The sequence below is a fragment of the Lutibacter citreus genome, assembly GCF_003260195.1.
GTDB classification, from domain to species: domain Bacteria; phylum Bacteroidota; class Bacteroidia; order Flavobacteriales; family Flavobacteriaceae; genus Lutibacter; species Lutibacter citreus.
Map to the genome: position 1 here is coordinate 469849 of NZ_QEIH01000004.1, position 22200 is coordinate 492048.

Consider the following 22200-nt stretch of genomic DNA (forward strand, 5'->3'; position numbering starts at 1 on the left):
ACTTTTTATTCTTTAAAATCATATAATTTAAACCAATCCAATTCCATAGTGGTTACTACTTCATCGTTTCCTCCACCTGTCCATAAGTTTCCTAAATACCAAAACATTTCAGACCTACACTCTTCTGGAATTGAGTTGATTGTGCCTTTTTCCTTATCATCAAAAATGACTTGATTACCTAACTTAATCCATTCATCATTTATTACTCTCCATACTTGAATAAAACCTGGTGTATACTCCAATCCATATGTATGAAATTCTCCATCAATATCATCATTATAAAAAGATTTCATAATTGCTTTTTCTCCTAATGAACCATTTACAGAGGCATCGTTAATTTTTTTACCATTTATTCTACAAGGAGCATCTGCTTGCGTTGCCGCTCCAAACTTTCCATCTATTGTTGCGTTAGTAACTTCAACCAAATCTATTTCTGTCCAATTTTTATCTGGCAAACTGGTTCTTCCTTCTTTAGTTCCGTTTGATTTACCACTCCATAAGCCTGGATGATAACTAGATTTACTATTAATAACAAAACCTGTAACTCGCCATTTTAGAGAATAAAACCCATACTTCATATGATTTTTAGAAACAATTCCTCCTCCTTTGCCTTCCATTCCGTAACAAATTAAGTTCCCATTTTTAAAATCAATAAAACGTTCTTCTTCAGTGACTTTTTTAGTGTCCTTATTAAGCTCTTGCCTTCTAAACCATTTATTGCTATCTAAAGTACTTTCTTCAAAATCATCAGACACCAAATTGTTTACAATTGGCTCATAATTATTAGTTATTTCAATAGGTATTTCCAATACAATTGTTTCATCATTTACTTCTTCCTCAACATTCTCTTCTATTACAATGTCAACTTCATTGTTATTTGAATTACTACAACTAATAATTAAAAAAACAACAAATACTATTTTTCCGAAATACATACTTTTCATAATAGAATACACTTTTTAAATTTTATTTTTCTGCTTTTATAGTACTCGTCCAATTACTTTTCTTCCCATTATTTTCTCTTTGAATTTGGAAATAAATTTCATCTTCATTATTTAAATCAATAGTCATCATTCCTCTAACATTAGATCTAAATTCCTTATTTAAATTTTCTTTTGAAGTTCCATATCTTACAGTATAAAAAGCATCTCCAAACTCACTTGTATATCCTATTACAACTTTATTATCTGATCTAAATGCATCCCAAACTTTAGGAGCTAAAGGTTTTCCATTAGTAATTCCCTTAATTGAATTTGGTGTTTTACTTTCTCCTTTTCCATTTAAGGCAACAACACTAAAATTGTATTCTTTATTATTAGATAAACCATCTATTTCAATGGCATTTGTAATTGTTTTAAATGACTCAACTACTTCATTATTATCATTTGTATAACGAACTACATATTCAGTTGCTCCAGGTACTTTATTAAATAAAACTCTTGCTGATTTATCACCCAAATCTATTCCTGTAATAACTGGAGATTTTGGCGCTGAAAATGGTATTACTTTCTCGTATCTAACATAACCTGTTGGACTTACCAATTGAAGTCTTAAATCCAATAATTCTTTAGGAAGTTTGTTCCAAGTAATTTCACCTTTCCAAAGGTTGTCTACTGGATTTATAGTTGGTAACTCTAAAAATTTATCTTCAATTATAGTTCCGTCTAAAGCTCTAAAATTCCATTTTAATTTATAACCTGTTAAACTATAACTTGGGTAATCGTTTAATCCTCTAATTGGAATTTCAACCTCAGCTTTATTATTTGAAATAGTTAAGTTTTTAACTTTAATATTTTTAATTGGGCTAAATTCTTTAGCCACTCTATCAAACATTCTACGTTTTTGTCTCCAAACATTAATCAATCCCCAAACTCTATTTTCTTCTTGCGAAGTTGCTGCGTAACCACTTCTGTAATCGTTAAAAGTCCACAATGAACCTCCAATAACAAATTCGTTTTTACCTCGCCAATGCTCATTCCAATCTGAAAAAATTTGTTGGTCACCATCTAATGAAGTAGTTGGATACGGATCAAAACCATATTCTGAAATAAAGATTGGTTTATCTGGCCATTCACTTCTTAATTTATCAATAATAACTTGAGGTTTACCTTGCCAGCGATACATATTATGCATAATAATATCTACCTCCGTATTTGGATCTGTTTTACGATTAGAAAAACTTTTCTGACCACTATTACTCACACAAGTAACCAATCTATTTGGATCCAATTCTCGAACATAATCCATAGTAGTTTTTGCATATTCATAATGACCGCTTAATTCATTACCAACACTCCAACCAATAATACTTGGGTGATTCCAATCACGTTCAATCATTCCTTGAATCCAATGTTTTGCTAATGGATATTCAGGCGCAGTAAATTCTGGATTTCCTAAATCACGAACATTAACTTCCTCAAAAATTAAGATTCCTTTTTTATCACAAAGCTCTATCAGTTTTTCATTTTGAGTTCCGTGCATAATTCGCATAAAATTAGCTCCAGCTTCTTTCATTAAATCGACATCTTTTTCTAAAACCTCTAAAGGTTCTGAAGATCCCCAAAAACGGTGTTCACTTACACGATTAAATCCACCTAAACGAACTGGCTCTCCGTTTAATAACAGACTAGAATCTGTTACTTCAATTTTTCTAATTCCGAAATTATCAGTTCTAGTATCAATAACATTTTCATTTTCTGAAATAGTAGTTTCTAATTGATACAATTCTGGATGGTCAAAATGCCATAATTGTACATTCTTAGCTTCTAGATCTCCTTCTAAAACTGCATCAATAATTTTATTAGCAGCTACTTCAACAGTTTTATCTAGTTCTACTAATTTTCCGTTTTTAGAAATTACGGTATGAATTGAAATATTTTTAGCCTCTAAAGAATTGTTTTCCAACCTAACTTTCAATTTAAAGCTTGCAGTTCCTTTTACTAAATCTGGAGTTGCGTGTATGTATTGATTGTTAATTCTAATATCATTATTCTTCACTAAATAAACATCTCTAATAATTCCACCCCAGTTCCAAGTTGCTCCAACCTTATTTCTATTATCAACCTCAACAGCAATAATATTTTTTCCGCCAAAATCTAATTGGTCTTTTACTTCAAACTCAAAAGGAGTAAAACCTCCTCTATGATCTCCAATAAATTTTCCGTTTAAATAAACTTTTGCAACGTGATAAACACCATCAAATTTTAATCTAATTTTTTCATTTGAATCTTCTTTCCAACCTTTTGGTAATTGAAACTCTTTTCTGTACCAACCTAAACCGTTGTAATTTGAATATGAGTTGATCATTCCCCAATGACCAGGAACTTTTAAACTATTCCATTCCGAATCGTTGTAATCCGATACATAAACTTGATTTGGTTGTTCTTTTGCTTCTGTGTATTTCTCTTCTGAAATTGGTCTAAATAACACAGCATCTGCAGCAACTTCACCATCGGTAATAGCAGTAACTTCAACATAATTATTTTCTGATGCATTAAATTTAAAAATACCCAAACTTATCCATTGTCCACAATCAGTTCTTTGACTTACATATTTTGATATTTTTCCTTCTGAACTATTTATATTTATTTGAGCAGTTAAATGTGATCCAAAAGGGTAAATAACTATGGCTTCATAATAACCCGTTTTGTTTATTGTTGGTTTAAAACGCACATAATTATTTGCGGCTTCCTCTTTTTTAAAATTACGGACTAAATAGTCTTCACCATAAAAAACAGATCCTCTTCCTCCTACTTTCTTCGTTTTCCAAGTTCCTTTAATTTCTATTCTGTCAGCATCTGTATTATCAATTACAATATCAGATTCTTGTTCAATAATATTTAAAGGATTTGAACCCATTCCATAAATAGTATTGAATTTCCAATCACCACTTAATAGCATTTGATTAGTATCAGGAATGTCACTTGAATTTGTTTGTGTTTTACAACCAACAACTAACAAACTCATTAAAAGAATACTAATTTTTATTGCTCCTAATAATTTAAAATCTCTCATTTTACTTAATCTTTATATTGTTGTAATTGGATACTATTTATTTTAACCCTTTAATTTCTGACCAATCTAATTTATCCGATTTCACTTGAATAAAAAATGGTTTTTCTGATTTCCAAGGAATGTTAAAACTCCCTTTTAATCCCGTTGAAATTTCTTTTGTCAATTCTTTTGAATTAGCTCCGTATTTAAAAGTAAATAAAGAATCGGTATCGTTTACTCTATAACCTACCGTAACATTCTCTCTGTACTTCTTCAGAAAAACAATTTTTGCTTTAGCTGATTCATCAACGAGTTTTATTGTTTTTTTAATTGGAAATTCAGCTGCTTTTAGCTCAATATTCATTGATGAAATTAAACTCGCTTTTACGCCAACTGCTCCATTATCATTTTTGAATTCAAACGCTAAATTTTTATCTCCTGGATTAATAATTGGTAACTTAATTTCTTCTGAATTTGTAATAGCCCCTTTCTCGTTTATAAAATCACACTTCAATTTATAATCCTTTAAAACAAAAGAAGGAATATCTACTTTATTACGAGGTGTAATTATAACTGTAGCCTTTGAATCTGTTAATTCACATTGCATTTTAGCAATTGGCGCATATACATTTCTAATCTGATTGAAAGCTGCCTTTTTGTTTCTCCAAACATCTACAACTCCCCAAGCTCTATTTTCTGAAGCTGGTGTGTTTTTATAATTACTTCTATAATCGTTGTAGGTCCATAAAGCAGTTCCTATTACATAAGGCAATTCATTAAACAGTTTCATTTCATCCAATAACTTTTCATCTAATACATCATTAGATTCTGAACCAATTTGACCCTTTCCAATCTCTGAAAAGAAAATAGGCTTACCAGGGAACTTTTTATGAGTTTCAACCACCTTTTTTAAATGACCTCCATAGGTATTGATTGAAATGAAATCTGCTTTTTCAACAGGCTCATTTAACATATCCGATTTTGGTAAATAAGCCGTAAAACTAGCATATGTTTTTAAGCGTGTTTTATCTAAGCTAATAACGTGGTCGAACATTGAATTTACATACTTAAACTGATCTGGAGTCATTGTCATATCTTCCCATTCGCAATCTAAATTTCCTATTTCATTTCCAACACTCCAACCAACAACACTTGCGTGATTGTAATCTCTCTCAATCATTTCAGAAAGCCATTGTTTTGTTATTGGATTATTAGCAGTAGCATTGGGAGCACCTCTACCCCAAACCGGAATTTCTTCAATTAGCAGATACCCGATGCTATCACAAAATTTCAACAAGCTTTTTGAAGCAGGCGAATGCATAATTCTTGAAAAATTTCCTCCAAGGGATTTAATATCTAAAATATCTTGCTGAATTAATTCATCAGGTTCTGAATTTCCAAATAACCTATGATCGTGAACTCTGTTAAATCCATTTACTCTAATTGGTTCATTATTCAATACCAATTGTTCTCCTTTAACTTCTAATTTTCGAATTCCGAATTTGTCTAAAACAATATCTTTTAACTGATTATTATCTAATATTTCCGTTTTTAAATTATATAGATTTGGACGATCAAAATGCCATAAATCAACATTCTTTAATTCTTCTGAAAAAGTAATTTCTGTTTTTGTAATATTCTTACCAGCTATTTTTATTGAATGCTTTTTAGTCAACCAATTTTCACCGTTGTTATTTTCAATAGTTGAAACTAAAGCTAATTCAGATTCTGTATCTCCATTATTTTCGATTTTGTATTCAATTTTAAAATCTACAATACCTTTTTCAAAATTTGGAATTGCTGAAATATGTTGCCAAACTAAACGAACATCTTCATTTGTAAATAGTGAAACATTTCTGCTAATTCCTCCCCAAGCCCACCAAGCTCCACGCTTAAAGGTGTTATCAGCCATTACAACTATAGAATTCTCAGATCCATAATTTACTTGATTTGTAATATTGAACTCAAAAGGTGTATAACCTCCTTTATGAGTACCTAACAATTTCCCATTCAACCAAACTTTTGAAGTTTCATAAACAGCATCAAATTTTACACGAACTTGTCTTCCTTTCCAATTTTCAGGAACGCTTATATTTTTCTGATAATATCCTTTACCAACATAATGTGTATAATCGTTTTGAGTATCCCAATTCCCAGGAACTTCAAGTGTGTTCCAAGATTTATAATTAGAATTCAAAATTTCTTTTTCAGAAACACTATTGGAAGCTAGAAATTGCCAAGTTCCATTTAGGGAAATTTGTTCATTATTATCTGGTTGGATTTTTTCATTGTTACATGAAATTGATAAGCTTACGAGAAAAATTAAATAAAATAGGTGTTTCATAATGTCTTCTTAATTAAAATCTATTGTTCTAATGGAATTCTAATATTACATGCATGTGCTCTATGAATTCCGTTTTCCGTAATTCCCAATGCTCCAAACAAAAATACTGGTTTTCCATTTTCAAATAACAACTGTGGTCTCTCTAATTGAATTTCACTTTTTGTTCCATCTTCAAACAAAAATCTACTTCCCAAAACCATCGAATTTTCAGATGCCTTCCAATCAATACCATTTGCTGATTGCATTAAAGCTAACGCACCCTTATCTCCAGTATATTCTCCATGAGCATCTCTAACAATACTCCAATATGTTTTATTTTTAAACCATACATATGGATCTTCAGCCATCATATGTACATTTTCAGAACCTTCGTTTTCAAAAATCACTTTATTGGTTTTCGTAAAAGGTCCTAAAGGGTTGTCTGCGAAAGCAACCATAAAACGCACTTTTTTTCCTTTTGAAATTTTAAAACTATCGTTTGAATTTAAATCAATTGGTTTGTAACTTTCTCCTTTATCTACTGCTTTATACAGCATTATTATCTTACCATCATCGGTAAAACTTACTGCTGGATTGGAAGTCATAAGAGCATCATATGCTTTTGGATCTTTGCTAACATCCAACACTGGTTTATCTAATCGTTGCCAAGGTCCATTTGGATTGTCTGCAACTGCAACTCCAATTCTTTGATTATTTCTATAAATCCACCAATCCTTGTTTTTCATTGAAGTTGGTTGAACGGCCTCGGTATTGCTGGTAGTTCCCATATAATACAAATAGTATTTACCATCTTTTATAAAAACAGTTGGATTATGTGTTGTGGTTCCATCCCAATAATTTTTATCTCTTTTAGCTAAAGCTACATTTACAAAATTATAGGGTCCTTCAGGTTTATCTGCAACCGCATATGCAATTTCAGAATGAGTTACCCAAGCCATATGCCCTAACTTTTTAGGCCATCTAGCATAAAACATATGGTATTTATTATCATCTCCTTTTACTACCGATGCTCCCCAAATATTATAATCGGGATCTATCATTGTATTTGAAACCAAAGCCGGTTTTACCATTGCACCAATATTCAACTGCTCATTCTTATCTTTTTTACAAGATATTAATGAAACAATTGATAGTATTAGTATGATGATTTTTAACTTCAAATTAGTTTTCTAAAATTTTAAACTATTTACAAAGAATTTCAAAAATAGATGCTGGAACATTTTCTGATGGATGTTCTACTTCTATAAGAATTCCTTTTATTTTTGAATCAAATTTCCAAGTGTTTATTGTTTGGTAATTCCCTTCTTTTTGACCTAATACTGTTCCTTTTAAATCTTTAATTGTATAATTTCTCAAACAAAATGGAGCAACATCTTCCGGATGTCCCATTAAAGTAGATTCTAACGGATGATCGTAATCTGGATCTAAAAACAACTTAATTTCTGAAAGCTCTTTTTCCGAATCCCATTCAATTTTTAAACTTGGTTTTTCATCTTCCAAACTTGCACTCCAAGCATTTACTGCTCCCCAAGGACGTACATATCCATTTCCTATATTTGAGCTATCAAAAGCTTCAATAGCCGGAGAAATTTCCATTGCTATGTTAAACCCTTCAGGTCTTCTCTGCGGAATCCAAAATTCAAAAGTGTCTACACCAATTCCATCAGGAGGTGTTTGTTTTCCATTATTTGAAACAGCTTTATTAACTCCATTAAAAACAGATAAAACACCTGAATAACGCTTAGTACTATTTTTAAAGTACACTTTTTTATTAGACATAAATGTCACAAAAGCATATTGATTTTTAGTTACTGAACCTACAAATTCAAACTCAACTTCTTGTTCTCCTTTTTTTAGATTGATGATTTGCTTTTCAATTATAATTTCAGGAGCATAGTTTTTAGACCTTTTTGAAGTTCTTAATTGGACTTCTATTTTAGTATCTTCATCTGCTTTTAATAATACCTTAAACTTGTAGCTTTCATTCGCTTTAAAAGGTAATAATTGTGCTGCAGAAGTTCCTAAATTTGTCCAACTTCCATCAAATGGAATTTTACTTAATTTCAAATTTGAAGAACTTGTAACAGTTGCCTCATTCACTAAATTACTTTCTTGTTGAATTGGAATATTAGGAATACTCTGCCCTACTATATTCAATTCATTTTGTAGTGTTTTAAGCAATCCGTTATCTAAAATTTCCGCAGGATTCACATTATTTTCAATACAAATAGCTGCAGCCATACCAACGGCTTGAGCACACAATCCCGTTGTCGCCATAACTCTTGTAGAACCAAAAGCAACATGTGTAGCACTTATAATTCTTCCTGCTAAAAACAAGTTATCAATATCTTTACTTACAAATGAACGATAAGGAATTTGATATACTCCTTTTGAGTGCCATTGCGTACAACCAGATAATTTACTATAAACTCCTTCCGCAGGGTGTAAATCAATTGCCCAACCACCGTGAGCAATTGCATCATCAAATTTAGTTTGACCTAAAACATCTTGTTGTTTCATCATATACAAACCTTCAAAACGACGACTTTCACGTTTTCCAGGAACAGTTCCTACCCATTCCAAGGTCATATTATCCACATCTTCAAACTCTCCTGAATTTTTAATATAATCCCAAACTCCGTAAATTACTTTCCAAAGTTCATATTTTATTTCTTCTGTATCGTGAATGGTATCTCCATCTCCTCCGTACTCAAACCACCAAAAACGACAACCTTTATCGTCTTTTCCAATAGCTTTATAACGAGGAATTTTTTTTATGTCTTTCAATGCAAAATCAGGTGCCACAAACTTTACTGGCTTATCTGTATTCTTGCTATAAAAATACATTGAGTGTCCCAATAATTCTCCATATGATTTATCTGGAGCAAATAACTCTCCAAATTCTTCTTTGCTTTCTGCCCCCATTCTAAAAGAAGCTCCAGCTTTAAAAGCTACAATTCCATCACCCGATGCATCACAAAATAAAGGTGAATTTATAACGTATTCTGTTGAATTTTGAGGGTTGAAAGCCTTCACTGATTCAATTTTAGTATCACCCGATTTTAAAACATCATAAACACTTGTATTTAACAAAAGTGTGATGTTTTTTTCATTCAACACTTTCTCCAATAAGACAGTATCAAAAATTACAGCATTTCCTTCTTTATTTCTATAAAGGTTTTCAACTAAAATTTCATCCATTACACCACCTTCACGAGACCAACGGTTGTTGTTTCCCATATGTGAAGTTGCTCCCAATATCCACAATCTAACTTCTGAAGAAGCATTACCTCCAAGCACTGGCCTATCTTGAACTAAAACAGTTTTAGTTCCTTTTCTTGCTGCGGTAATTGCTGCACAAACTCCTGCTGTACCACCACCTATAACTACAAATTCACTCTGTAATTCTTCAACCTTATTAGATCTTACTTCTTTGTTAAAACCCTTAACTAACATTTATATCTTTTTTTGAATTTTTAAAAATAATATAGCTTCCCAAAATAAGTACTAACGCTCCCATTCCAGTAACCAATAGTGTTGGATTCCCTTCAAGCATTGATATAATAACAATCAATAACCCTGTTGAAGCAACTCCAATTCCTATAACTCTTCCTCCTTTTTTATTTCCTCCTTCAGACTCTTTAGCATCTTGAGGTGCTTTTGAATCAACTATTTTTAAATAGCTAGCATATTGAGATGTATCTGATTTTCTTGTTCTTAAATAGACTTCAAAAATGAATAATAATAACATTGGAATTCCAACACCTGCCGTCATTTCCATTGCTCTGTTTAAACTATACTCGAACATTGATGGCATTACAAACTTGAAAAATGAATTTATAACCAGCGAAACTATTGTTACTACTAGTACACTTTTACCTGTTTGGTATTTTGAAAATAATGCAACTAATGGCGGTAAGAACATAGCTCCACCCGTAATGGCCGCTAAACTCATAACTACCTCTACAATTCCACCCATATAAGGCACTAATAAGGCTACAACAATTGTAATTAAACCTAATCCAATAGTTGCCATTCTACCAACCTTTACTAATTTATCTCCGCTAGTTTCAGGATAAAAATGTTTATAAACATCATTTGCCAAAACACCTGCAGAAATATTTAAGGTTGTATTTACGGAACTTGAAGTAGCGAAGATCATTCCTCCTAACATTAAGCCTAACATTCCTATTGGTAATACTTCTTTACACATTAAAAGGTATGCTCCTTCATCTGCTAACCCACCTAAATCTGGATTCAATACTTTATAAATCATTGGTGGTAACATCCAAATTAGCGGGCTAATTGTATACAATCCACCAAATAACCAACCTACTTTTTTTGCATCTCTAGGAGTTGCAACACTTGTATAACGCTGTATGTAGGCCCAGTTTCCTGCAATAAAGAATAAATTATACAACCCAAAAGTTACCATAAACTCCCAGGAATATTCGGTATTTGTAAAGTTAAAAAAGTTGTCTGGTGCTTTAGCTATAAAATTGTCAATCCCACCTATTTTATCAAAAGACAATGGAACAACAATTAAAACTGCAGCGGTTAATACCACAAATTGCAACACATCGGTCACAATTACTGCCCATAAACCGCCAACGGCAGTATATATTAATATTAACACACCTAAAAACACTATACTTGCTGAAATTGGAATTCCTGTTGAAACCTCCACAATTTTAGCTACTGGATATAAAAATGCACCAGTTGTAAATACAGATATCAGTAAAAATAAATAAGTGTATATTTTTTGAGTATTGTACCCTAATCTATCTGTAATAAATTCTGCAGCCGTTAAGGCTTTTGTTTTTTGCCATTTTGGAGCAATTACAAAACCGATTATTAAACCAGCAATACACATTGTCCATTGAATTGTTACTGCAACCCAACCGCTACTGTATGCTATTGATCCCCAAACCACAAAAGTTCCTGCTGAGAAAAAACTCATAAATAATGACAAACCACTCATCCACCAAGGTAATGCTCCACCTGCTGCGAAAAACGATTTCATATTTTTCCCTGACTTTGCAAAACTCAATCCGCAAACAAATACTAACAGTGTAAAAATTAGTATAACCGCAATATCAATACTACTCATAATTGTATATTTTTCTTTCAAGTAAATTTAATCATTAGGAATCTTCTATATATAATTTATTCAAAAAACAACTATCGAAAACGTAATAGTTGGGGGTTTATTTTTTCGAGAACGTTCTCGAAACTTGACATTTATTCATACATTTGTTATTATCAATATCCTTTCAATGAAATACATAACTATAAAAGACATTGCTAAAAAACTAAACACCTCTGTTTCAACAGTTTCAAGAGCATTTAACGATAAATCGGATATAAATGCTAAAACAAAAGAGGTTGTTTTAAAAACTGCCAAAGAAATGGGGTACCGCCAAAATAGAATGGCGAAAAATTTAGTACAAAGAAGATCTTTTAATATTGGTATTGTAGTACCTGAATTTGTAAATAGTTTTTTTCCTGAAGTTATTATGGGAGCTCAAGACGTTTTATTTGAAAAAGGATATCAAGTTCTAATAACACAATCTAACGAGTGCTATACTACTGAGTTAAAAAATGTACAATCGTTAGAAAATAGTATGGTTGATGGGTTATTAATTTCCTTATCTTCGGAGACTGCCAATATAGATTATTACCAAGATTTGGTGAATAGTGGATTTCCAATTATTTTTTTTAACAGAACTTACAAAGAGATAAAAGCATCTAAAGTGCTTTTTAACGATTATAAATGGGCAATGTTTGCTACTGAACATTTAATTAGACAAGGCTACCGAAATATTTACCATTTTCAAGGAATTAAAACCCTTACTTTATCTAGAGAAAGAAGAAGAGGATTTATGGACGCTCATAAAAAGCATAAAATAACCGTAGAGCCACATCAAGTAATTACTTCTGGTTTTTTTATGGAAGATGGAGAAATTATTGCAAAAAAATTGATTAAAAACAATACCATTCCAGATGCCATATTTGCTGCAAACGATCAATTAGCAATTGGAGCTATGAATGTTTTCAAGAATAATGGATATAAAGTTCCAGAAGACATTGCCTTTATAGGCTTTTCAGAATCTAAAATGGGAAGTATTGTTGAACCTCCACTTTCCTCTGTAAAACAGCCTACTTTTGAAATTGGAAAGCAGGCTGCTAAATTACTATTAGATCAAATTGAAGCTGGAAATAACCATTCTCCGCAAACTGTAATGTTAGATGGTGAACTTCATATTAGAGAATCCTCTCAGAAAAAGATTTAATAACCTAATACTTAAATCATATATATTTTGGAGACATTGTTGCTTTATTAATAAGTTTAAATAATCAAATCTTATTCTTTTTTAACATAATTATCAGGAAAGCCATTAAAAGCACGAGCAAAAACAGCAATGTTTTTTTCATCGTTTTTATACTGATCAACCGGTTTAGACAAGTAGTAATTAATTGGTTTCATTATGTTTCCAATTACAGGTTTTGTAAACCCATACAGTCCTACTCCCGTTTTTTTTGCATGTGAAACAACTTCCAAAGGATCTTGCTGATTCCAGGAAGCCAAGCAGGTCATTATTTTGGCATGATCACCAATTAGACTTCTAGTCGATTCAGTTCGGGAAACATCTCCTGCCTCATTCATTATCCAATCAACTTCTTGTAATACTTTTGTCCCAACATATTCTTTGCTTCTCAATTCATTGGCAGACAACCAAATAAGGCAGCTAGGTTTTGTGCTTTTAGCAGCATCCCTAATTCTTCCCCAAGCCCTATCAATTGACTTTTTTCTGAATTCAATTTCAAGAGGTAAATTCATTTTATGTTTTCCAGGGAAACCCTCACCCATTAATTCTTTGTACATTATTTGTTCGCAAGGCAACCATCTTAAGGCAGGAAGTGGATCGTGACCGCCTCCGGGATTGTACAACCAATCGATCATAAAACCATCCATGTCTGTTTTAATTATGGCATCTTTAATTGACGCACACAAATAATCAAGGTATTCTGTTGTAAACGGTATTTGTATACCCCAGGTTTGGTAGCATTGATCAGGATGGAGTTCCTCCCAACGATTATTCGCCCCAATACAAAAATATCCGAACACTTTCATGTCATTTTTTCGTCCAAGCTTAACCATTTCTGTTAAAAAATCGTATTTAAGCCCAGGTTGTTCAGGTACAACACCATTCTTATACCAAGCGTAACCATTGCTCGAAACCGCAAACGTTTGTATGGTATTACATCCAAGATCTTTATACCACTTAACATGCTCTTCAGGGTTAGCATCGGCCCATAATCCAGGTATGGCAAAACCATGTGCTCCGTCACCTTTGAAATTCCAATTATAATCAATACAATATGCTTTTATTATATCATTGTTATTTTCACTGTTTGAAGAACTAAATGTAAGAGTTGGTAAATCATTTCTATTGTCCTTTTTCTTATTTGAACAACTACTGGTAAAAGTTAGTACAATCATAATAATAACCCCCCATTTTACTTTTATTCTAACTTTTTGTCTTTCCATTTTATTTTTATAATATTAAGTATTTTTAACCTAATGTTTAAGTTTTATATAACTTTCCTTATTCCTCAATTCTGTTTTCTGAAAATAGAACACTACGTTGATTAAAAACTGTTTTTTCTCCTTTAATATTTACTTCTCCGCTTAGACGAATGTCAAGACTTGATGCTCCAACTTTAAACTCATAAACACCTGGATCAATTTCCCATTTTCCCTGATTATAATAAGCTAGTTGTTCGGGAGAAACGGAAATAGTTACTTTTTTATTCTGTCCCTTTAGTATATTAGTTTTAATAAAACCTTTTAGTTCAATTGGCTCTAAACCTTTATTTTCTTTTGGTGGTGACACATACAATTGTGCAATTTCTGAGCCTTCAAAATCACCCGTATTTGAAATTTCAAACGAGATTTCAATTCTTTTATCTTGAATATTAGCCTCTTTCGGCATTGTTAAATTATTATAGTCAAATGTTGTAAAGCTTAACCCATAGCCAAAAGGATACATTGGCATATCATTCGCTTCGTAGCCTTGACTGTAAACAATTGGAGCTTGCTGATTGTTTCTGGGGTAAGTGACAGTTAGTTTTCCTGAAGGAATTTCATTACCTAATAAAATATCTGCAACTGCATTCCCTCCTTCTTCTCCCGGGAACCAAGCCTGTAGAATGGCGTGACACCCTTCTTCTATATCTGTAATTATTTGAGGTCGCCCTCCAAAAATAACAAGAATAACTGGTTTACCTGTTTCAATTAATTTTTTGACAAATGCTTCTTGTTCACCAGGTAGTCTAATATCCTTTCTGTCACGGTTTTCTCCAACTAAATACAACTGTTCTCCCATTGCCGCAATAATTATATCGCTATCCTTTGCTATTTTTATAGCCTCAGAGCTATTGGGTGCAAGTCTATTTTTAGCACTAATGTATTTTACATTTTTGGAGCGTTCATCTCCAATATCACTAAGCTCATCAATTTCATCACGTAATGATTTTGTCCAATCACAGCCTCTTTCATAGGTTAGCTTAACATCTTTTGAAAGTTTTGTCTTTAGTCCATCGTATAAGGTTATCAACTTAGGGCTTTCCTTATCTATAGGATACTCCCACCAATATGCGGCTAATGATTGATAAGAATAATCACCTAACAAAGATTCTACAGCATCAGCATTTGGCCCAACTAAAGCTATTTTTTTAACTTCTTTACTTATAGGTAAAACACCATTATTTTTTAGTAACACAATAGATTCTGTAGCTGCTTTATGTGCTCTAACCCTGTTTTCAGGTGGGTCTAGATTAATTGGCTCATCTAAATTAAGTTCTTCATAATCCAATAAACCCAAACGATCTTTTAATACCAAAACGCGCTTCACTGCAATATTAAGGTCTTCCTGGGTTAAACTTCCTTCTGCAAGTGCTTCTTTAAAATAAGGAAAACTCATTCCGAAAGGCAACTCTACATCACAACCTGCCTTTAAACTTTTTATCCCTGCTTCTTTTTCTGAAGAGGCAAATTTATACTTAGACCAAACTTGTTGTACAGACCAAAAATCAGAAACAACCATTCCTTCAAACCCGTATTTATCTCTTAGAATATCAGTTAGCAACATCTTATTAGCAGTACAAGGAACACCATTAATAGCATGATAACCAGCCATTACACTTTGAGCGTTCCCAAAACGAACTGTAGCTTCATGAGGAAGTAATACCTCTTCATGCAATGTTTTTTCATTGTCTGTTCCGCCTCCATATCCAGCAAAATGTTTAATAGTAGCAGCAACTCCTGTTTTTAAATTATCTCCTTGTAACCCCTCCACAAAGGCTAATCCCATTGTAGCTGTTAAATAAGGTTCTTCTCCAAAGCTTTCTTCAATTCTTCCCCAATGCGAGTTTCTACAAATATCCAGCATAGGAGATAATACCTGCGTCGCTCCAACTTTTCGCATTAACTTTGCAGACATGGCTGTATTTTCTTTTAAAAGTTTAGTATTCCAAGTACATCCCATCCCTATCTGTTGTGGCAATGTTGTTGCCCCTTTCGCTGAAAAACCACAAATAGCTTCATCACTAAATAATGCTGGAATTCCACTTGGTGTTTCATTTAATAGATACAATTGAATTTCATTAACTACTTTTCTAATTTCAATCGGGTTTAAATCAGTTGAGCCAGCAAATTGCCCAAAATGACCAATACCGTTTGGTATCTTCTTCCTACATGAATCTAATGACAATTCTCTACCATCTAACAAATCTTTAAGCCAAATTCCTTGTAATTGGGCTATTTTCTCTTCATCTGACATATTCAATAGAATAGCACTTATCCGATCTTTATTATAAGTAAGTTGAGTATCCTTTATTTTAGAGTTGCAAGAGAATAAAACAATACCCAATAAAGACCAAACAATATTTTTTAATTTCATATAATGTATATTTAGTTATTCCAATTTCAGAGGCTATTAACTATGTTAACCTTATTTAGAACTACACAAAATAAGCTATATTTTATAGTTTAAAATTGAATATTTCTATCATATATTTGTATATTTCTAACCTTTAATTTGTTTAAATCATAATTTAATGACAGATATATTCACTAAACCATTATTTGAAGCTCTCCCAAATAAAACAGGGGCATTCTCCACTAAAAGACTAGTTTGCACTTATTTAGAATATCCATATCATTATCACCCTGAATACGAACTAACTTATATTATTAAAGGAAAAGGAAAAAGATTTACAGGAAACAATATTGAGGAATTTGAAGCCAACGATTTTGTATTAATGGGGCGTAATTTACCGCATGTTTGGAAAAGTGATATAGAATATTATGACAACCCTAACCTTCTAACAGATTGTATTGTAATTCAATTCTCTAAAGATAGTTTGGGTAAAGATTTTTTTGAATTAAATGAACTTAAAAACATTAAAGACCTTTTAAACAATTCTAAGTACGGAATCAAATTTAGTAAAAAAATCAAAGCTAAACTTTTACCAAAAATGAAGAAAATAGTTAGTTTAAGTGGAGCAAAAAAGATTACATCTTTTATTGATATATTGGATGAATGCTCCAAGGATAAAGATATTGTATTACTTTCTAAAAAACTAATATACATTAACCCTGGAGGCAAAGACAGTCAGCGTTTCAGTAAAATATTCAACTATATTATTGAAAATTTACATCGTGAAATTACAGTAAATGAAGTTTCTACTTTGGTCGGTTTGGCAGATAATTCTTTTTCTAGGTATTTTAAAAAGCATACAAATGAATCATTCGTTAAATTTGTAAATAAGTTGCGAATTGAAGCAAGTTGTTCCTTAATAAAGTCTGGCGAAAAAAATTTCACTCAAATATGTTTTGAAGTAGGTTTTGGGAGTTTATCTTATTTTAACAGACAGTTTAAACAATATAAAAAAACAACGCCTTCTGAATATATGAGGACATTTCATAATTTTTAAAAAAAAGTATAATGGGGTGAATTATTTTGCTATTTCATATAATTTATTAGCAAAAAAAGACATTGCCTTTATAGGCTTTTCAGAATCTAAAATGGGAAGTATTGTTGAACCTCCACTTTCCTCTGTAAAACAGCCTACTTTTGAAATTGGAAAGCAGGCTGCTAAATTACTATTAGATCAAATTGAAGCTGGAAATAACCATTCTCCGCAAACTGTAATGTTAGATGGTGAACTTCATATTAGAGAATCCTCTCAGAATAATAAAACATCAAATAAACTTTAATCTTTAAAAGATAGTATATCCTAATAAGAAAGAAAAATTACTGTAATCTAAAGTGTTCTGTCCTTTCTTCCATAAAAGATTTGATGCAACTCCATATCTAACCTCGGCTGAAAACTTATTCTTATATTTATAACCTATTCCAAGAACAGAATGAACTACATGTTCAAAATCATAGGTAATATTTTTGAACTTTAAATTTGAATCACCAACAATATCAAATACATATAAATAATTTAAAAATAATTTAGATTTCTCATTTAATTGCATATAGTGCCTAACTCCAAAGGAAAATTCAACTGAGGAATAGTCAACTTCTGCTTTGTGATAAGTAACAAGATTTTCATAACCACCAATTAGTTCTTTAATATCTTTTTCAGCTTTAAAACTTTGAACCAATGGCTCAAACAACAGACTCCATTTCCCCTTGTTAAATGGAAATATAAATTCAAGCTCCGCTCCAAGTTTATAAGATAAATCCGCATCTAATGTTTGTCCTTTAAATTTTAACGTATTCTTTTTTATACCTATTTTAGGCGTAAAATTAAACGCTCCAGCCTTTTTGGATTTAACATATCTTGGATTTTTACACTTATTATAATCATCAAAAAAATTTATTAGACTTTTATTATATTGTAAATTTTCAACTTTTGCTAATGATATTTTAGAACATTTTAAATTTAATAAAAGTTGTTGTTTATATTCATAATTATGCGCAAGCATTTCAACATCATCTACTGTTGAATTATAAATTTTATGCACTAATTGTTCTATACTTCTACTAGGTATTTTATAAAAAAACCTTATTAAGTTATTATTCTCATAATAATACAAATTAGCATCTCCTTCAACTAATACTTTTAAAAATAAGGTGTCTTTTTCAAACTTAACATTTCTTGATGTATCTAAATCATCAATATTATAAACAGTTTTATCAATGTTTACCTCTGCACTAATATATTTTAGTTCATCACTTAAACCAAATTCTTTAATATTTTTAACATTTCCTATTTGCTCTTCTCCATCCAAGGATTTTTTATAAATGAACTCTTTAGGAATATTAAAAAAGTCTACATTTTTAATATAGCATTCAATTGTTTCATTTGAATCAGTAATAATGTATCCTTTTTGAAATGTAACTTGGGAAAATCCATTAAATAAAGTAAATACCAAAACGGTAAGGGTAATAATCTTTTTCATAGTGTTTTTTGTTTACACAAAAATACCTTGTTTTTAAATTTACACCTAACTATTTTAGCCGTTTTCTATTTAAAAATATATTACTCGTAAAACCATCAACTACATCATCAAAAACCAATGGAGGTCTTGAGTCATCTTTAATTGTATTTATATGAACATTATTAATACTCAAGCCTTTTATATGACGTGCATAAATACCACTTGCCGGCAATGTTTTTACCAAATAAAATTCTGGCCACCATTCTCCAAGTACATCCAATGTATATTCTTTAATTTCTTTTGAAGCATCTTCTTTTGTTCCTCCTCCTGAAACGGTAAACTGAATATTATTTAACTGAATATCTGAAATATAATTATCAGGCATTCCAGTTAGAAAAAATGCTGAATTTTTATCTAACTCCTTATTATCAACAATAAAATCGCTAAAAATAAAACTGCGCATAGCTTTCATAGGTAACATTTCAACCGGAGAATCTACTCCTGCACGTTGTTGACAAAAAGTCATAAATACAGGTCTCGGCACGTTTCTCATTACTAAATTTGTAAACGACATATTTTTCATTTCAGCACCTTCATTCATTTGAATTTTTAATCCTGAATCTTGAATATCGTGAAACGTACAATTAGAAACTGTTACAGATTCAAAATCGCCACGAGAAGCTAAACCAATTCGCATAGCCGCCCATTTACTTGTAAACACACAATTTGTTACCACAATATCTTTACAAGGCTTATCTGCTCTTGAAGTTTGTAAACAAATAGAATCATCACTAGTATCAAAAGAACTGTTTGAAACACGAACATTTGTACAGCCATCAAAATCTAATCCGTCTCCATTTCCATTAACTCTACTATGAATTTTAATTCCATCAACAACAATTTCATCACAATACAACCAAGCCGAAGTCCAAGCAGCTGGATTAATCAACGTAATATCATTCATATGAATTTTACTACAATTCAAAAAACGCATCATCATTGGACGACCACCCTTTTTTCTTGTAAAATTTTTCATATAACCATTCCCGTCAATAGTTCCATAACCTTCAAAAGCAAATGATTTAGCATTACTAGCAAAAATTAAACAACGGTCCATATGAGGTTCATTCTTATAGGTGTTTTTATGAGTGTCTGTTGTATAATCCTCATAGTCTGGACTCCCCAATAAAACTGCTCCATTTTCAATATGAAGTGTTACATAATCCTTCATATAAATTGTACCAATCATCACCGTTTTTCCTGCAGGAATTATAACTTTCCCACCTCCATTTTCAGTACAAGCATCAATTGCTGCTTGAACAGCTTTTGTATCTTTAGTAACTCCATCTGCTTTTGCTCCGTAATCTATTACGTTAAAATCTGTAGCAAATACTTGCAACTGAAACCCTATTATCAATAGAAATATTATTTTTTTCATTTTGTTTAGTTTTTATTTATATAAAAGTATCTTATTCTACAAGCGTTCCCTTCGCTTCTAGCATCTTTATTTTTTGAAATTTTTAATTCAAGTGTATGCTTTTTATTGGACAATTTACTAGCCAATGTATAATACCATGGTAAATGAACTTGCCCACTCCATTTGGTAAATAAATTTTGAGTTTCCCAATCTCCTTTATCTATTCTGTATTCAATAATTCCAGCATCTTTACCTGCTGCAATTGCAATACCAACAGTACTCCCTTCAAACTTAAATTTTAATATTTTTGCTACTTTGTTACCAATTAACATTGGCGCATCAACATAATTTGATCTTGTTCTAGTTTTATCATTCGGGTTCCAAGAATTATTAATAGACCACCCTTTTGATAACTTCACTGTTGAAATATCAACTAGTTCTCCATTATCATATGAAAACTCATTTATTCTTTTTGGTAAACCATATGACAAAATCTTATCATCAGCATCCAAATGTTTTGAATATGAACTTTCTAAAAACAGAATCATTGAATGCGCATAAATACCTTGCCCAAATGATGAAGGATGTAAATTCTTAAAATCTTGTTCCCAAGTAAACTCTCCATTATCAATTCTATCAGTTACTTCTTTTGCTAAATTTATGGTTGAAATCCCATAATGTTCCGCAATTAAATTATGATTTGTAATAACGGTTGGCTCAACTCCTTTTCTGTAAGCCTCCATTTTATCTGGATCCACAAAATGCATCATAACCAAATCCATTTCAGGATTCGTTTTTCTTAAATGCCTCACAATACCTTCCATTCCTCTAATTTGTTCTTCGGATGTTCTTTCGTTTGTGGAATCGTTCACTGCTGCTTCTTCAAATAACAAATCAATTTTTCCTTTAGACAAAACATCTCTTTGTAATCTAAATGCGCCTGGAGTACTTCCCATTGAAGAAATTCCTGCCGCAACAAATTCAAATTTGGTTTCAGGAAATCGTTTTACTAAATAAGCTGAAATACTATCTCTCCAACCTGGATTAAAAGTAATTGAACCTCCTAAAAAAGCTACTCTTCCTACTTTCTCTCTTTCAAACATAATATAGCTGTTTGAAATACCGTTCCTTTTTATATGGTAATTATATGAATTTAATTTCCCTTTTTGAATTGAATTATATTTAATAAAATCAATTACCATTTGAGGATTATCAATTTCATAATGATGCCCTTTTAATTTTTGATTTCCCTTGGAACAAGGTAAAATAGAAGCTGGCGCACCTAACTCAATATATCTCTGAATCAGTTTTAACGAATTCTCTTTTGGAGGAACAACCTTATCATTATTACTAATAGAATGTAAAATAGGAACTCTATTTTTCGCCAATGCATCTAAATTATCAATAGGATTATTTAAATAGGCTTTAGCTTCTTCATCAGATTGAAATCCATACTCTTGCTTCAAAAGTTGCCATTCATTTTTACTTCCATCACCTAACCCTAATCCTGCGGGCCAACTTTTAAAATCGCAAACAATAGCATCTGCATAAATACAAGCTACTTTTTCTGGATTTACTTTTGCCCAGTTATAAGCAAACAATCCACCTCTGCTATGACAATGAATAGCTACTTTTTTCTGAAGCTGATAATTCTTCATTAAAAAAGAATAAAATGAATTCCAAATTTTAACAGCATTTGGACTTCCAAATCTATTATTAGTATTTATATATGCAATATGAAATCCTTCGGCAACTAAACTACTATCAATTACTGTATGATATTCTGGAAAACGAGCTCTCCAAACCCAAGGATTTCCATTTAATGCCTTTTTTGGAATTACCAATCTTGCGTCACAGTTTTCAACTTTAAAATCTATTTTTTTAAAACCTTTCCAATCTGATTGAACTAACTCTTGAGCTGAAATATTCACTACAAAAAATTGTAAAAAAATTGTTGCAATAAATACTTTAAATCTTATTTTCATT

The 22200-nt window shown here is 31.4% G+C and carries 14 protein-coding genes; 3 read left to right on the plus strand and 11 right to left on the minus strand.

The window, feature by feature from the left end:
- Nucleotides 1–5: 5 nt before the first annotated feature.
- From DAD81_RS10860 to DAD81_RS10885, 6 genes are read right to left on the minus strand one after another with little or no spacing between them, the layout of a single operon-like run.
- Nucleotides 6–944, minus strand: coding sequence for a LamG domain-containing protein (locus DAD81_RS10860; protein WP_111708278.1), 939 nt, complete (start codon nucleotides 942–944; stop codon nucleotides 6–8).
- A gap of 22 nt (nucleotides 945–966) precedes the next feature.
- Nucleotides 967–4014 (minus strand): glycoside hydrolase family 2 TIM barrel-domain containing protein, encoded by a 3048-nt coding sequence (locus DAD81_RS10865; RefSeq protein ID WP_111708279.1) that lies wholly within the window; start codon nucleotides 4012–4014, stop codon nucleotides 967–969.
- A gap of 37 nt (nucleotides 4015–4051) precedes the next feature.
- The gene (locus tag DAD81_RS10870) at nucleotides 4052–6337 is read right to left on the minus strand and encodes a glycoside hydrolase family 2 protein (protein ID WP_111708280.1); all 2286 of its coding nucleotides are present in this window, start codon (nucleotides 6335–6337) and stop codon (nucleotides 4052–4054) included.
- A 20-nt stretch (nucleotides 6338–6357) separates the two neighbouring features.
- Entirely contained in the window at nucleotides 6358–7497 is a 1140-nt protein-coding gene (locus tag DAD81_RS10875; protein WP_157961117.1) for a glycoside hydrolase family protein, read from the minus strand.
- Nucleotides 7498–7519: 22 nt separating this feature from the next.
- The gene (locus DAD81_RS10880) at nucleotides 7520–9793 is read right to left on the minus strand and encodes an FAD-dependent oxidoreductase (RefSeq protein ID WP_111708282.1); all 2274 of its coding nucleotides are present in this window, start codon (nucleotides 9791–9793) and stop codon (nucleotides 7520–7522) included.
- Nucleotides 9783–11447 (minus strand): sodium:solute symporter family protein, encoded by a 1665-nt coding sequence (locus tag DAD81_RS10885; protein WP_111708283.1) that lies wholly within the window; start codon nucleotides 11445–11447, stop codon nucleotides 9783–9785. The genes DAD81_RS10880 and DAD81_RS10885 overlap by 11 nt, the downstream gene beginning before the upstream one ends.
- Before the next feature lie 166 nt (nucleotides 11448–11613).
- On the opposite strand from DAD81_RS10885, the gene DAD81_RS10890 reads away from it, so the two are divergent.
- Nucleotides 11614–12630 (plus strand): LacI family DNA-binding transcriptional regulator, encoded by a 1017-nt coding sequence (locus DAD81_RS10890; protein ID WP_111708284.1) that lies wholly within the window; start codon nucleotides 11614–11616, stop codon nucleotides 12628–12630.
- A gap of 71 nt (nucleotides 12631–12701) precedes the next feature.
- Here the strand turns inward: DAD81_RS10890 and DAD81_RS10895 are convergent, their stop codons facing one another.
- Both DAD81_RS10895 and DAD81_RS10900 read right to left on the minus strand, forming a co-directional pair.
- On the minus strand, nucleotides 12702–13889 hold the full coding sequence (locus DAD81_RS10895) for an alpha-amylase family protein (RefSeq protein ID WP_111708285.1): 1188 nt from the start codon (nucleotides 13887–13889) through the stop codon (nucleotides 12702–12704).
- 58 nt (nucleotides 13890–13947) lie between these two features.
- Nucleotides 13948–16302: a glycoside hydrolase family 3 N-terminal domain-containing protein gene (locus DAD81_RS10900; RefSeq protein WP_111708286.1), complete on the minus strand. Its 2355-nt coding sequence runs from the start codon at nucleotides 16300–16302 to the stop codon at nucleotides 13948–13950.
- Between the two features lie 157 nt (nucleotides 16303–16459).
- Here DAD81_RS10900 and DAD81_RS10905 point away from each other — a divergent pair, with 157 nt between their 5' ends.
- Both DAD81_RS10905 and DAD81_RS10910 read left to right on the plus strand, forming a co-directional pair.
- Nucleotides 16460–17338, plus strand: a complete 879-nt coding sequence (locus DAD81_RS10905; protein ID WP_111708287.1) for an AraC family transcriptional regulator — start codon at nucleotides 16460–16462, stop codon at nucleotides 17336–17338.
- Nucleotides 17339–17354: 16 nt separating this feature from the next.
- The gene (locus DAD81_RS10910; protein WP_218939698.1) at nucleotides 17355–17621 is read left to right on the plus strand and encodes a substrate-binding domain-containing protein; all 267 of its coding nucleotides are present in this window, start codon (nucleotides 17355–17357) and stop codon (nucleotides 17619–17621) included.
- Between the two features lie 3 nt (nucleotides 17622–17624).
- Here the strand turns inward: DAD81_RS10910 and DAD81_RS10915 are convergent, their stop codons facing one another.
- The 3 genes from DAD81_RS10915 to DAD81_RS10925 are packed head-to-tail and all read right to left on the minus strand — an operon-like array spanning nucleotide 17625 to nucleotide 22199.
- Entirely contained in the window at nucleotides 17625–18818 is a 1194-nt protein-coding gene (locus tag DAD81_RS10915; RefSeq protein ID WP_111708288.1) for a hypothetical protein, read from the minus strand.
- A gap of 49 nt (nucleotides 18819–18867) precedes the next feature.
- Complete coding sequence (locus DAD81_RS10920; RefSeq protein WP_111708289.1) at nucleotides 18868–20235, minus strand: glycoside hydrolase family 28 protein; 1368 nt, start codon at nucleotides 20233–20235, stop codon at nucleotides 18868–18870.
- Nucleotides 20236–20240: 5 nt separating this feature from the next.
- Nucleotides 20241–22199, minus strand: a complete 1959-nt coding sequence (locus tag DAD81_RS10925) for an SGNH/GDSL hydrolase family protein (protein WP_111708290.1) — start codon at nucleotides 22197–22199, stop codon at nucleotides 20241–20243.
- Between the last annotated feature and the right edge of the window lies 1 nt (nucleotide 22200).